This is a genomic window from Bifidobacterium sp. LH_450 (genome assembly GCF_056356715.1).
The window spans coordinates 143,615-158,822 of sequence record NZ_JBKEUU010000004.1 but is presented as its reverse complement, the minus strand read 5'-3'; the positions used below and the strand labels follow the sequence as shown (position 1 = coordinate 158,822).

The 15,208-nt window shown below is 58.1% G+C and carries 6 protein-coding genes; 3 read left to right on the top strand and 3 right to left on the bottom strand.

Going from position 1 to position 15,208, the window contains the following annotated elements; translation table 11 throughout:
* Positions 1 to 64: 64 nt before the first annotated feature.
* On the top strand, positions 65 to 5,158 hold the full coding sequence (locus AC1AXT_RS06495) for a PA14 domain-containing protein (RefSeq protein ID WP_476562945.1): 5,094 nt from the start codon (positions 65 to 67) through the stop codon (positions 5,156 to 5,158).
* 245 nt (positions 5,159 to 5,403) lie between these two features.
* Here AC1AXT_RS06495 and AC1AXT_RS06490 read toward each other — a convergent pair whose 3' ends face one another.
* From AC1AXT_RS06490 to AC1AXT_RS06480, 3 genes are all read right to left on the bottom strand, one after another.
* Positions 5,404 to 5,676 carry a hypothetical protein gene (locus AC1AXT_RS06490; RefSeq protein WP_476562707.1) on the bottom strand — a complete coding sequence of 91 codons (273 nt, stop codon included), beginning with the start codon at positions 5,674 to 5,676 and terminating at the stop codon, positions 5,404 to 5,406.
* Entirely contained in the window at positions 5,676 to 5,945 is a 270-nt protein-coding gene (locus AC1AXT_RS06485) for a hypothetical protein (RefSeq protein WP_476562706.1), read from the bottom strand. Before AC1AXT_RS06485 ends, AC1AXT_RS06490 begins: the two co-directional genes overlap by 1 nt.
* Positions 5,946 to 6,918: 973 nt before the next feature.
* Entirely contained in the window at positions 6,919 to 7,782 is an 864-nt protein-coding gene (locus AC1AXT_RS06480; RefSeq protein WP_476562705.1) for a hypothetical protein, read from the bottom strand.
* Positions 7,783 to 8,429: 647 nt separating this feature from the next.
* On the opposite strand from AC1AXT_RS06480, the gene AC1AXT_RS06475 reads away from it, so the two are divergent.
* Together AC1AXT_RS06475 and AC1AXT_RS06470 are read left to right on the top strand one after the other, a co-directional pair.
* Positions 8,430 to 12,737: a SpaA isopeptide-forming pilin-related protein gene (locus tag AC1AXT_RS06475; protein ID WP_476562704.1), complete on the top strand. Its 4,308-nt coding sequence runs from the start codon at positions 8,430 to 8,432 to the stop codon at positions 12,735 to 12,737.
* A gap of 303 nt (positions 12,738 to 13,040) precedes the next feature.
* Positions 13,041 to 14,447, top strand: a complete 1,407-nt coding sequence (locus tag AC1AXT_RS06470) for an ATP-binding protein (RefSeq protein WP_476540685.1) — start codon at positions 13,041 to 13,043, stop codon at positions 14,445 to 14,447.
* Positions 14,448 to 15,208 lie beyond the last annotated feature (761 nt).

Sequence of the window (15,208 nt, the reverse complement as noted above, 5' to 3'; positions counted from 1 at the left end):
GCCACCAGGGGAAGGGTCTCTGCCGGTTGAGGGGGACTCCGGAAACTTCACTAGGGGGTGAAGTATGCGTATCAGAAGGAATCGCAGCGAGGAGAATATTGCCATCCGCAAGGCCAACCCGGCCCTGCGAGCAGCGGTCAGCATCGTCGCCGGCATCATGGCGGTGGCGTTCCTGTTCATGGGCTCCAACATCGGCGCGCACACGGCCTCCGCGGCCGAGTGGGGCACACTGAGCAGCAACGCGCAAGCGGCTGGCAAGGACATCGTCATCGCGATGGCGAACGAGGACTCCGCTATATCCGACGCAAACGGCAACGCCGCTGCGTGGCTCGTCATGACCTGCACGCTGGATTCCAGCGGTAACGGCGGCCTCGTCGCCGAACCCGCGGCCGAACTCGACGAAACCGCGCACGCCTACTGGCATGCCGAAACGAGCGGCGACTATCTCACGCTTTCCTGCGCCAACGCGCCCGACAGCGCCTATCTTGCGTACAGCAACAACGCCTTCACGCTCACGTCGAGCGCGGGCAGCGCGTCAACATTCAATCTCAATTCCGACAACGCCGGCCGCATCAAGATCCCGAGCGCCGGCTGGCCGGAAGTCTACTTCGATTCGTCCTCGATGACGTTCAAGGGCGGCGCCTGGGGCAACTCCGGCGCCGTCTTCACCGTGCTCGTTGACGGCGCTGACGACCCCACTCCGGAACCCGAGCTGCCCGACCACGCCAACACCGGCGACCCGGATCCGGACAACGCCGGTTCCGGCAAGACCTACACCGAAAAGACGGATACGGTCAGCCCGTCCAGCACCGTCATCAACCTGTTCGACTACTGGGACGGCGCCTACCGCGCCGCGCTGATGCCCGGCTGGGCCGGCCAGGGCGCGACGACGCCGGTCAACCAGCCGGCGAGCAAGATCAACGCCGACCCGGCCACCGGCAACTCGCGCTCGCTGCAGTTCGTGCGCAACAGCAACGGCAGCAACGGCCTCGGCTTGGTGAATCAGTACACCAACAGCGAAGCCGTGCGCCAGGGCATCGTCAAGAATACGCTGACGAACGGCATCCCGACCATCGCCACCGGCAATACGCTGCCGGCTTCCAGCGGCTACACCTCCGCGGAAAACGAGAGCCTCGCCTACCTGTTCGACCCGACCGTCACGCAGGACGGCAAGGCGTCGTTCAGCAACGTGCAGGGGCTGCTCTCCGTCAGCGACGACGGCTACTTCTACTACAACAGCCAGGAGAACTACGCGTATTTCAACGAGGACACGAACAACTTCACGCTGTACCAGCAATCCGCCAGCGCTGGCAGCCCGTACGGCGGCCAGTTCTATCCGTTCAACCCGATCGAGAAGACGGATACGTACGAAAACCCGCAGGACCAGCGCATCAACCACTTCTTCGGGCTGACGCTCACCACGCGCTTCATCCAGCGTTCCGACGGCTACGCGGACGACCTGCAGAACCTGGATTCGGTCACGACGTTCGAATTCTCCGGCGACGACGACGTCTGGATCTTCATCGACGACGTGCTCGTCGCCGACCTCGGCGGCATCCACAACGCGGCGAGCGTGCAGATCGACTTCCATACCGGCCTGGTCTCGATCAATGGCGGCGGCATCGCCGCGCAGACCGATTCCAGCGGCCAGCAGACCACGGAAGTGCAGGGAACCACCATCTCGCTGCGCGACGCCTACCGCGCTGCCGGCCACAGCGCCGCTTCCGACGAGAGCTACTGGAGCACGAACGCGCATGGGGAAACCTATGCCAACGGAACGTCGCATACGCTGAAGTTCTTCTACCTCGAGCGCGGCGCCGGCGAATCCGATATGCATCTGAAATACAATCTCAATAACGTTCCGGAAACCTCCATTTACAAAGTGGACCAGTATGGAAACAAGATTTCCGGCGCCGCATTCGCAACGTACAAGACCACCGGAAACGCAACCGAGAACGGTCTCGAATATGTTTTCGACGACGGCAGCAACGGAACGTGGCCGGCGGGCGCGACGGTGGATCCGGAAACCGGCGTCGTTACCGGCGCGGACGGCACGGTGCTGCTGACGCCAACGTACGTTGGAGTGACCGACGAAAACGGCGCCATGCTGTTCAAGGACAGCTACGGGCAGCCGCTGCCGAGCATGGAGCTCAAGCAGAAACTCGGCACGCAGTTTATCCTGCGTGAAATCGACGTGCCGGCTGGCTATCGCGTCGTCGCCGACGAAATGCTGCTGTATTTCGAAGGCGACCTGCTGCAGGCGGCGGATCCGTATGGCACCGGCGTGTGGGCCAGCCCGACGATTCTTGCGACGGCGACGAATACGCTGTACAAAGTCGAAGACAACATGGAGCACGAAGCGTTCGATTACTACGATGTCGAAACGGCGACGTCCAACGGTACGCTGTTCGCCGTGCTGCTCAAGCGCAACGGCGCCGAGCTGACCAATATCCATGACATGACCAACTGGACGCCGATCTATGGCAACGATGAGCGCGGCTATACGGAAGTCTCCACGAAGGGCGTGGCCGGGGCGATTGCCGCCGCGCAGTACCAGACCGGAATCCAGGGAGGGCTGGCGTATGCCGACGCCGTATTCTCCCAGAGCTCGGAAGGCATGCAGCTATACCTCGACGCGCTGCCCGGCAACGCGATGAACTACTATTCGTTCCTTGAAACCACGTATTTCCATGGCAGCTCGTCGGAAGTGCTGGATGCCATCAACTACACCGGCACGAATGCTGACATGCTGGAGAAGCAGCGGATCCTCAACGAAGACCTCGAGTACCTGGTGGCGTACTACTGGACGGAAGCGGATTCGCTGGCGGGCGCGACGACCGCGAACACCTGGCGAGTCCATTCGCACAAGGATTCGATAGCGAACGTGGATTCGTACGACGGATTCACGGCGAAGTACGGTTCCGTCGTGCAGGTGCCGAACGTGGAGAACCGGCTGTATTTCCAGAACAACATCTACTACGCGCCGCCAACGCAGACCGATGGGCAGGATAAGAACGAGTTCTTCACCGGCGAGACGTTCGCGATGTATAACGTCGGCGAGACGGCCGACGGGCAGCTGTACTACATTGCCGACAACGGCACGGCGATTGTGCTGGATTCGGATTCGAATTCCAACGAAGTCGCCGACGGTTCCGCATGGCTCATCGATACGGCGACCGGCGAGCGGATCAGCGAGAAGGGCAAATATGCGATTTCGCAGTCCGGCGGCGCTGATTCGACGCTGTCGTTGGCGCAGATCGGCGTGACGATTCCCGCTGCCGATGGGATAGGGGTGCCGACGTTGTACGTCATTTCGCCGGCCACGAACGCGAACGGTGAAAGCCTGGTCAAGCAGACCGTCGCCGCCTCCCAGAACCCGGTAGAGGAAGACGGCACCAACTACTTCAGCCGCCTCCTCGAAGGCCACTACGTCATGCGCCAGGTCACCGCCCCCTGCGTCCTGGTCAACACCTCCTCTTCCTCTTCGTCCCCGCTGGCGGGGACCGCTGAGAGCGAGCGAAGCGAAGCTCGAAGCGAGGGGTGGTCGGCGAGCGCAGCGAGCCTCGTCGCCCCCGACGGCACCAACATCGTGCGCGACGCGACCAAGGCCCCGGTCTCCTGCAGCGCCGCCGCCGACTATCCGAGCGCCACGAAGGTGCAGTACCTGATCAACCAGTCCGAGTCGCTGGTAGACGTCCATTCGACGGCGATCTACGCGAACGCCGGCGGCGAGCGCAACGCGGTCATCGTCGGCAACGGCGCCGGATTCGTCGTCAAGACGCTCGACGTGTTCGCGTCGCAGGGCGCAATCGACGAGTCGCTTTCGTGGATCGCGTCGCTGCTGAAGGTGAACTATTCGAAGACGTTCGGCACGTTCGAGCAGAACATGGCGGACGCGACGTGGGGCACCGATTCGTCAGGCGGCACGGCCGCCGGCATCTCGAAGTCGACGACGACGGATCTTGCGGATGCGATGGTGACATACCTCGAGTACGACCCGACCGGCAACGACAGCATCTTCGACTACAAGGCGAACCTGGACCAGAACGCCCGCGTGCTGGGCACGCCGTCCAACTCCGGCTCCTCGGAGGACATAACGGTGTACTCGACGGAAGGCGAGGGAACGAAGCGCCTCTACACCGATGAAGGCTGGAGCGCGCTGGTGCTGTACCAGGACTACCTCTACGGCATCGCGCATACGACGCCGAACACCGACTACAAGAACCTCACCAACATCCCGTCGGTCTCCACCTCGACTCCGTCTGCTACCGCCCAATCCTCCGACCTCTCTTCGTCGGTCGCCTCCTCCCCGTCCCCGCTGGCGGGGACCGGAGAGGCCGAGCGAAGCGAGAGCCGATCCGAGGGGTGGTCAAGCGACGCAAGCGAAGACTCAAGTGACGGTTCGAGCGCGAACTCGACCACGACGTCCACCGGCGACATCGTCGACCTGACCGCCCTCTTCTCCAACTCGACCTTCATCCGCTTCTACAACTCCCCGACGGCGTCGCTGAGCTTGGTGAAGGTGGAGAACGATACGCAGGTGCATGAAGACGAGGATGTCCCGGATGTGAACAAGGTAGTCACCGGCTTCTCGAAGATGGTCGCCGGCGCCACGTTCCTGATCTACTACGAGGAACCGCGTGAAGGAGCCTCGGACGGAGAGACGGCGTCGATTACGTGGTACCTGACGACGAAGGCGGATGCGGCCGACAGCGTCGCCATCGGCAATGGCTTCTACTGGACAGACAGCCGGGATGATGCCGGAGAATTTATCTCCGGTTCCGACGGCACCATCGTCACCGGCGTCTCCTTCGCAGACGGCACCTATGTCGCCGCGGAAATCGACGCCCCGGAGGGCTATGCCGCGATGCCCATCACGGTGAGCTTCACGGTATCGTCGGGCCTCTTCACCTCGGTATCGCCAAATGGAATGGAGAACGACAAGCTCCAGACGGCCATCAGCAAGGATAAGATGACGCTCTGGCTAGGCAACGAACCCGCCTACACCCTTCCCGCCACCGGCGCCCGGTCCATGAACCTCTGGATTCCGGCCCTCATCGCCCTCCTCCTGGCAGGAGCCCTAGCCCTCTACCTCACCAAAACGACCCCGTCCATCACCCCACCTGCTCCCTCCATCCCCGCTAGCGGGGATCGCTGAGCGGCGAAGCCGCGAAGCGAGGGGTGGTCGCAAACTCGGCAAAGCCGAGTTTGCGCGGTTCCGAGTTGGAGGCGAAGCCCTCCGGCGAGGAACCGCATTGACTGCAGCAACCGCTGCGCAAGAACAATGCGAATGCTCGGAGGCCCTCCCAGGCCTCCACCTCGCATTCGCGCAAACCAGCTACCGCCGGTTTGCGACAATCTTTGCGTCACCATCTGGTGTCGCCGTTTCGCGCTGTTTTCTCCTTAGACCGCGGCGGCTTCAGCGGCCTTGTCAAGGGCGGCCTGTCGTATGTATTCGCCGGGAGTGTCTCCTGCTCCTGCGGCAGCCCGCTTGATGGCGGACCATTGAGCGTCGGAAAAGCGGACCGTACGTGGCTTGAGGGCGCCGTTTTCTTCCCATGCGCGGCCTTCGAAGGGGATGACCTCACAGCCTTCAAATGCGCGTTCGGCTTCGTCGGCCCAGCGGTCGACCATTTCGTCGGTAATGGGGGTGCCGTTGTCTGCGATGTACTGCATTATCTTGGCTCCTTTCTGATTTCGTTGCGGAATGCTTTGGTCAGCAGGTTGGCGTGGATGATAAGGATGTCGCCGCCTTGCATGCGGACGAAGACGAGTTCGATGAAATGTCCGTCGTCGTCGATGCCGATGGTGGCCCATCGGGTTGGTTCTTGGTCCTTGTCCCGTTGTCGCACAATAGCTCCGTTGGCGCCTGATGCGTACGCGCTGGCGATCTGGCGATCAGTGAGCCCATGGATGCGGGCATGGGGGTGGACGATGATGTTCATATATATAGCATACTACAATGTAATACGAATCTGTATTTCATAGAAAGGCGTCAATAGTCATTCGCGGCATGCGCGAGACGATTCAGTGCGTCACAACGGTGTGTCATCCATAAAGACTCAGCTTGGGCTATAGTAAGGAACACAAGCCAGCCCCCGAGGGGGATATGGAAGTAGGAGCCGGCTTCCCCATGCCGAATGAGTGGCATATGCAGCTCGCTCTCCGGCGGCGACGCCGTATTCTCCACAACCCGCTTTAGCTCCTCCATGCATTTCGCCCTCCCGTGGGATCACTTATTGTCCCGCGCGTACTTCTCCGGATCAGCTTTGGAGCATTGCTTCAGCGACCACTCGCCCGCACAATGCGGTTTCTCGCCGGAGGGCTACGCCCTCCACCTCAAAACCGCGCAAACTCGGCAGCGCCGAGTTTGCGACCACCCCTCGCTTCGCGGCTTCGCCGCTCACCGATCCCCGCCAGCGGGGATAAGGCCCTCTCGCCTTCATTACCTTCCGAAAAGTACCTACATCCACCCTCCACCCCTTCTCCTGCCCATCCCTAAGCCCTTCTCCCTCTCTGGCTTGTCCTACCTTTCCCGCCCAGCCTAAAATGTAAACCTCAAGAACGGCCATTTTCCGCCATTCCTGCGTCCAACATTTCGCCGGCTCGAAAAAATGTTGGACGCTCTTCCAGAAGACCGTCCAACAATTTTCCGAGCGCCCGGAATGTAAACCTCCAAAACGGCCATTTTCCGCCAATACGGAGGTTTACATTTTCGCCGGCCAGCCCCCTCCTGCACCCCTCCACTTTCTCTTCTAGGGCCTTCAGGCCCCATTCCTCCTTCTGACCCCTGTTCATCGCCGACTTCCACCCTTTCGCGGCCTCTCCTGTCACCCTAAAAAGCATCAAGCCCCTCATCCTCCCGGAATCCTTCCGAAAATCCTTCCTGAATCCCCATCCCTAACCCCCCTCACCCCCTCACCCCCTCATCTCCCCGAACATCCGCATCACCCTCGCCAGCGCCTTCTGATCCTCCATCGCCCCGAAAATCTCCTCCATCAGTCTCTCCTTCGCCCCTTCACTCGCCATTTCCTTCGCGTAAATGAACATGACCTTCCATCCATCACGCTCCAGGTCGCGCCGCCGCGCCTCGTCATCCTGTGCCTGCCCCGGCGTCTCGTGGTATCGCCCCTGATACTCGAGTGCCAGCTTGATGTCCGGAAACGCGACGTCGATTCTCACGAGTCGTTCATTCGATAGCGTCACCTCATAATTCGCTTTGCCATCCGACACTCCATGCCGTATCAGCAGCATATGCAGCTCGCTCTCCGGCGGCGACGCCGTATTCTCCACAATCAGCTTCAGCGCCTCCAAGCATTTCGCCCTCCCGTGGAATCTCGGGTTGTCCCGCACATACTGCTCCAGATCAGCCTTAAAACATCGCCTCAGCGCTTCGTCGCCCGACACGAGCCATGCGCCCGACATCGCCAGCAAATCAAGATTCAGCTGCGAAGCGCTCTGCGCCCACGCCGCTGCCGGCTTGCACACGGCGAAGCCCAGGTCCGGCGCAGGCCATTCTTCCGTCGCCGCTTTCCATACGTGCATCTTGACCGCCCGGATATGCCGGTTGACCTTCTTCGCCTCCGATACGACGACGTCGAGCACCATCCGCTTCATTTCTTCTTCCTCCTCGGCTTTTCCCTTCTTTGCCGGCGCGCCCCAGAACCGCAGCGCCGAGCAGTGCGAGAAGACTAGAGGCTTCCCGCACTGTGCCTGTGCCTCCATAAACCGCTGCGTCATCATCTGGTGCCGCCGTTTCGCGCTGTCGCCAAGAAATCCCATGGAACGAACCGTACTGCAGCAGTTACGCCGTCGCCAACCTCGCGCAGCCTCTGTGAATGGCAGGGTGTGTCATTCACAAAGACTCGGCTTGGGCTATAGTAAGGAACGCAAGCCAGCCTCCGAGAAGGATATGGAAGTAGGGGCCGGATTCCCTGTGCATCATGGGGGCCGGCTCCTGCGCTATGCAAACCTCCTTTCTAAAAGTTCCGCTCGCGCTCTTCTCCACGGATTCCGCACGCAATGCGCGGACGGGGGATTGACAGCTTTCCAGCGTTGTGATTGCCGCCGTAAACTCCCGAAATTGCAACGGTTATGTTCAAGATTCTTCGCAGCGCGAACCCACTCGCTTTTACAATTCCGTCAAAACGCTTCCGTATGGCCGGTTTGTACGTTTCGTTATGTGAGACGGCGTGACCTCTTGGAATGTCAGAGATTAAGCGCTTCATGAAGGATATGGAGTAGCGGTGCAAAGGTTTGCTGTGAGTAAAATGGCTTTCATGCTGGGCAGAAAGCTGCCTGCGTTGCAAAACGGATGGTCTTTTTGCAAACGAGTGCAGGGCGAGCAGCTTCCGGTCCAGAGCGACCACAGGCAGGGGTTGGGATAAGTAGAAGGGCCCCTCACCCGACGACCCATGAGGAGATAGGATATGGCGAAACGAAACCTGCGCCAGCGGATTGAAGAGAAGGTCTTCAAGTCACGCACCGGCGTCGAATATTCGTCCGGTGCATCACAGATTCGTCACGCGACCGCAGGTGGAAGGGCCCGCATGCTCTCCGGCCGCGCGACCGCCGCCCTAGCGGCCCTCGCCATGATGGCCACCACCGCCATCACCCCCCTGATTATGTCCGCCAACGACGCGTCGGCGGACGAGCCGACCACCCCCGGCAGCATCTGCCAGCCGTCGGATTTGAGCCTCGGGGACAAGACGAATGTTTCGGAGACCGATTACGGTGTTGCGACGTGGGTCGGTCAGAACATGTATGTGGGTGCGAATACCGCTAACCTGCCAGAAATCAGCTCTAACTCGCGGGCAATCGACGGTTCGTATGCCGTGGAGGCCGAGGGTCTGACTCTAGTTAATGGAAAATTGGTCACCCGTGGCATTAAGAATTCTTGGCCAGCGGCAGGCTATGGATTCCGGTGGGGTACTGTGGGCTATGGTTCTCAATACCGTCCAGGGGATGACAGTGATGTCCTAGTGGTTAACGGTTCGACAGGTGCCAACTGGGGAATTACGCTTAAGGATCATGAAGGCCATGATGTAAACGCACTGGGTTATTCGCAGTGGGATTATCATAATGACGGCCAGGGTCTAAGCTGGGTCGGCAAAATGGGAGATGACAACTACAACTATAATTTCCGCATTACCGGTAACGTGAGCTATGGTCTGGGCGGCAACGATTCAAGGCGATCGGTGCATATCGCTAATAATGAGTCTGATAGGACTAGGGGTATTTACACTAACGAAAGTTACAATAATAGTGCTGTCGGATATCAGCAGGGATATAGCGCTTTGTCTAAAGTGACTTTGAACGGACATGGCGGAATAGACTACACCGGCTATCAGGGCGAAGTCGATAATATGTCTAGCGTTCTTGTGTCTGCTGGTTCCAGCACGACCGGCACCGTATCGACGTCTACTATCGCTGCCGGTAGCGTGCATCGGTATAAGTATGACTTCTCGTCGACGGATAACGAAGGCGATGATGTGTCAGCTAACGTTGTTACTGGAGCGGAAAAGCTGATTACGTTTACGGGAGATGGTACCAGCAATCTCCAGGTGTTCAATCTGAATCCGAGCCTGCTGTCTGATGAAGGGTACACTGGTGTCTCATTCTATTTCACTAACATTCCGGATGGAGCTTCCGTTGTAGTTAATGTAATGGATGCAGACAATAGAACCCCCAACACCATCGACTTCCATAATGGTTGGCATTTCTATTGGGGAGAGGACTCCAATAACAATCGTCGGGATATCAGCGAGTACTTCGCGAAAGAAAAGGGCGAGACGAATAACAAGCTGTATTCGAAGGCTGCTCAATCTATCATGTGGAACTTCCCGGACACAACCGAGTTGACCATTCGGGGCGGTCAATCATCTGGATCTACTGTTTGGGTTAACACTGACAAGACCTATAATAATGTCAACGTAACGGACGATCCTTCTGCCATGATGCTTGGTTCCATCATGGTGCCGAATGGTTCGTTTGAATCCCATGTGTCAACTAATGGTCGAGTGTATGTTGGCGGAGATTTCTCCATGTACAATCCGACAGCTGTATCGAATTCAGCCACAATGTTTGGCGAAGCTTCTGCGTCAATTATTGATATGGACCAGGAGCGTCATAACCTTCCTTGGTCGGCGGACGTCCAGACGGACTGCCCGACGATTAGCTGGGAGAAGACCGATGCTAGCGGAAATCTCCGCGGCGACGATACCATCGGCTATGCGTCGTTCCAGGTGTTTGGCACGCTTGCCGATGCTAGGGCTGGTAATGCGGCGCTTGTTACTGTGACCGATAATGGACTGTATGATCAGGACTCTACAGCCGGTAAGATCAAGGTTCAGAATCTTGGCGCGAGTGCAACGTACTTCATCAAAGAGGTAGGCGCGCCGAAGGGCTACTCGGCCAGTTCATACATATACCAGATAAATACTGGCTCTACCACGACTGATGATTACTATAGAATGGTCGCGGTTTATGACAGTTCAAGTGAACTCACTGAGACGTCGGATGCAATCTACTTTAACAATGCAAGTGGCACTTATGGCATCATCAACTATCCAGAGGGTGCCGATGTGGCATGGGCGAAGTATGACGTGAACGATACGTCAGACACCAAGACAGCGCTTGAAGGCTCTTCATGGGTATTGAATGATGGTACTAATGACTACCTCGTTACCGACAATGCTACTCCTGTTGGTAGTGTCGCTATCTACAGAGACACGACGGACATGACAGGGCGGTCCTCAACTCTTATGACTGGTGACAGCATCACGTATACCGCGTTGGTCTTGCCTAGGGATGCGAATCCGAAAGTAAAGTGGGAATCTAGCGACCCTTCAATGGTTGCTGTCAACGACGGTGTTGTGACGGTATTGCGCAATTTCACGGATAGCGCCTCCCGCAGAGTGACCATTACGGCGACATCGGAAGACGATAACACGAAGTCAGCCTCGACAACAATCATATGTCGAGATGCGATTGCGAATTCGCTGGACGTTCGATACAACGGCGCGTCGGTAAGCACGCTATCGCTTGAGAAGGGGGCGACTGCTCAACTGACCGCAGTGATTGACCCCACGAATCTAGGGGTGACTTGGACGTCGAATGACGAATCTGTTGCTACCGTTGATTCCACTGGCAAGGTGACGGCGAAAAAGACCGGTACTACGATAATTACTGCAACTGGCGGGGATCTTAGCCATACCGTAACGGTGACGGTGACGAATACGAAGACCGCAACCATCTACTTCTCCACTGACGCAGATGGCTGGAGCAGTTCAGGCGCGGTTCCGTACATCCACTACGGCATCAATAACTCGAATTGGATTTCCAATCCGGTGAAGATGACGCATCTGTGCGATAGCTGGTATTACTACGAGATTGAAACGAACGGCGCCTCCGTTACGTTCAATTTCCACAAGAACACGTCGGCTTCGAGCTCCGCATACCAGGGAGAGGGATCTAAGAACTTCGTGATGCCTTCGAATACGTTCGAATGGTCGGTTGCATCCTACCAGAGTGCGAGTTCCTACAAGGGCACCCCAAACTGTTCGGCATCCACGAACGTTGCGGCGACGACGGAAGGCGACATCTCTTCGGCGGTGTACGTCACTGACAATGACGATGAGGTTCTGCTGACCAGTGGCATCAAGTGGTCGCAATCCAGCACTAGCCTGCCGACGGACGAGAAGACGGATGCTGACGGCCGCGCTGGCTACTTCAAGCTCACTGGTCTTCCCGACGGCACTTATACGCTACTCGAAGCGACGGCGCCAGAAGGATTCACTTTGAACAGGACCGAGTTCTCCTTCAAGATTGAGCACGGCGCTGTGGAGTGGCTTACCAACATAACTGTCGACAATGGGGTTGCCTGGATTCCCGATACTCCAACCGAGGTCAGGTGGGAGAAGATCGATGGCACGAGTACGCTCCCCTTGGATGGCACGTCATGGGATATCTATGACTCGACTACGGATGAAGTTCTGGCGACAATTGAAGACTGCATTGATACGTGTGACACTGCCAGTGTCGACAACTGGAAAGTGGATACCGATATGGGCGGTGGCGTGTTCTCGGTGAAGTACATTCCGGTTGGCACTTACTACTTGAAGGAGCGCAGTGTTCCACAGGGATATACGCTGAATACGTCTCGCTTTGATTTTGAAATCAAGGCATCGGACACGGAAGCCGTACAGGTGACCGGAAGCGGTCTCAACGGAAAGATCGTCAATGACCGAATACTCGGCCAGGTTGAGTGGAAGAAGGTTTCTTCTGAGGACAGCAGCGCGACGCTGACTGGTTCAACGTGGACCCTCGAATACACTTCGGACGTCACCGGTCAGACGACGACTACGACGATTGTCGATTGCGCGGGGCAAAGCGGTTGCCTAACCGATGAGGCGCAGCGAGGCTCGCTGACTGGTGGCGGCACGGTTTCCTTCGCCTTCGATGGTGTCTTCTCCTTCGCTCAGCTTGGGTGGGGTTCCTACAAGCTGACCGAAACGAAGGCTCCGGATGGATACAATCTCGATGCTACTCCCTACGAGTTCGAAATCAATGCTCAGAACTCGTCGGAAAAGTACACCTTCGAGGTTGAGAACGAACCCGGTGTCGTCCTTCCCTCGGCTGGTACTGACCAGACCGCGCGGATGGTGGTAATTCTTGGCGCAATCTTGACGGCTGTTGCGCTGCTGGGAATATCCCTTCTCTCACGTCGCGCCGAGTGAGCTGGCGCCGGCCCGCGATGCGCCGCGGGCCGGGAAGCGCCGGCGAATCACAGTGCCGCCGGCGCCGCCCGCTCTGAGTTAGGGTGAAATGGAGAGCGGCGCGATGAGAGAACCAACCCGCCCCCAAAAGGGGCGGGTCTTCCGCGTTCTGTACCCATGGAAGTCTGAAGCCAAGATCGCGCGCTTTGTAACAGTGTAGCGAGTGCAGAGCCGGGATCGGAGGCGTCCCTGGATTCAGTTTGCTGTATCATAATACAGTGTATTGTGATACAGCAAACGATGTCGGATGGGATGGAGCGGAACATGTTCGTTGGTCGTGAGCGGGAGCTGGCATTGCTGGAGCAATGCTACGATTCCGACAAATTGGAGTGCGCAGTGGTCTATGGGCGCCGGCGCGTAGGAAAAACAACGTTGATCGCGGAGTTCGTCAAGGACAAGCCGCATGTCATGTTCGCCGCGCTGGATAACAGCCTGGAAAACAACCTGCGCGCGTTCAGTTCGGCCATTGCATTGGCGGAACATCCGGACCTGGCTCAGGGCCGGCCGGCGTTCCCGGTGTACGATTCATTTTCCGATGCGTTGGACCGTGTATTTACCATGGCCCAGACTGGACCGATCGTGCTGGTTATCGACGAATATCCTTACCTGGCTGCCGCCGACCCTTCCGCATCCTCGGTCTTGCAGCACGCTATCGATGCTCATTTGGACAACCGCAACGTGATGATCATCCTGTCGGGATCGAGCATGTCGTTCATGGAACATCAAGTGCTCGGCTACAAGAGTCCCTTATACGGGCGCCGTACTGTTTCGCTGAAGATTGAACCGTTCGACTACCTGTCGTCCAGAGGGTTCGTTCCGCGCATGACGGCAGAAGACAGCGCCGTAGTATACGGCCTTACCAACGGCATTCCGCAGTATCTCATCCAGTTCGATGATGCGTTGAGCCTGCAGGACAATGTCGCACGGAAAATGCTGACCAACGGATGCTATCTGTTGGACGAACCTGACAACCTGATGAAGCAGGAATTGCGTAAACCGGCGGAATACAACAACATCATCGAAGCGATCGCCCGCGGGTCCTCCCGGTTGAATGAAATCGCCGGGGTAACCGGGATTGTCTCCGGAACGGCATCGAAATATCTTGACAATCTCATTGATCTGGGAATCGTCGCGAAGGAAACGCCGTTCGGCAATCCGAAGACCCGGCGGCCGCTCTACCATATCGCGGACTCGTTTTTCCGTTTCTGGTACCGGTATGTGCCGCAGAACCTGCCGCTGATCAATTCAGGACGTCCCGATATCGCCGCGAGGCTGATTATGGATGAGCTGCCGCGGTTCATGGGGCCGGTATTCGAACGCATGTGCGTGCAATGGCTTTGGCGTGTCAACGACACCGATCGATTGCCGTTTCTGGTTACCAGTGCAGGCCGATGGTGGGGGAGTGATCCCGCAACCAAACGGCAAGAGGAAATCGACATCATCGCCGGCACCGTTGATACCGATGCCGCGTTATTCTGCGAATGCAAATGGCGTAACAAGCCCACGGGCATGGAAGAGCTGCGTACATTGCAGCATCGTTCGCTGCTATTGCCGTACAGTCAACGCCGCTACATGCTGTTCTCGAAATCCGGCTTCACCGAAGAGCTGCAGCGGCATGCCGATGAAGAGACGACGGTGCGACTGGTCTCGTTTGAAGAGATGACGCAATAGCCTGGTTGTACCCGATTCGAGGTTTCCGAAGAACTGCGTGATGCCAAGGCTGATTTAGGGCTGATGGGGCGCTGGATTCATGGTGGCGCCTGCAAATTGAATCCGGGGCGCCGGGCTTTGCCCGGCGCTTCGGTTCTCCAAATCTCCAACTAGTCATACTGACTGAATCTGCCGTATAACGAACGTTCGGAAAAGCGACACGCCGCTTTCTAACGGTACGTTGGGGTTAACCGCTTCAGATTCCGTTTTGCGTTGTCCACCCCATTTGCTGTGAGTAAAATAGTTGGGACAACACGACGGAGAGTTTGTCACGTTGCGCAACGGCGCGCGACCCGCGGAGCGGTAGGCAATGACGCCACCGGTGGCCGCCACCTCAGCCAGGCATGGCAATCTCCGCCCCTACGAATATTAGGGGATGGAAGGGCCCCTACGACCTACGGCGGCGAGGAGTCGATCATGGCGAAACGAGCACACGGGCGTCTGGCGGCAAAGCTGCGCGGCTTGCTTACGACGCTGGCAACCATTGCGGGTCCGTCGAGGGGGACGACGGCAAAGAATTTACGAACCCGCCGTTTCGCATCCCTCGCCGCCGCTTCTACACCAGATTCCAGCGCAGCGAACGCTGGAGCCGGGGGAGCGGCGTCAGGGCATCCTCCGTTCGCACCGTTGCGCGGCGCTCCCTGGACCGTCGCCGACGAGCCTCCCATCTACACACGCCGCTGCCTCACCTTGCGTCGGGCGCGGCTTTTGGATGCAACAAG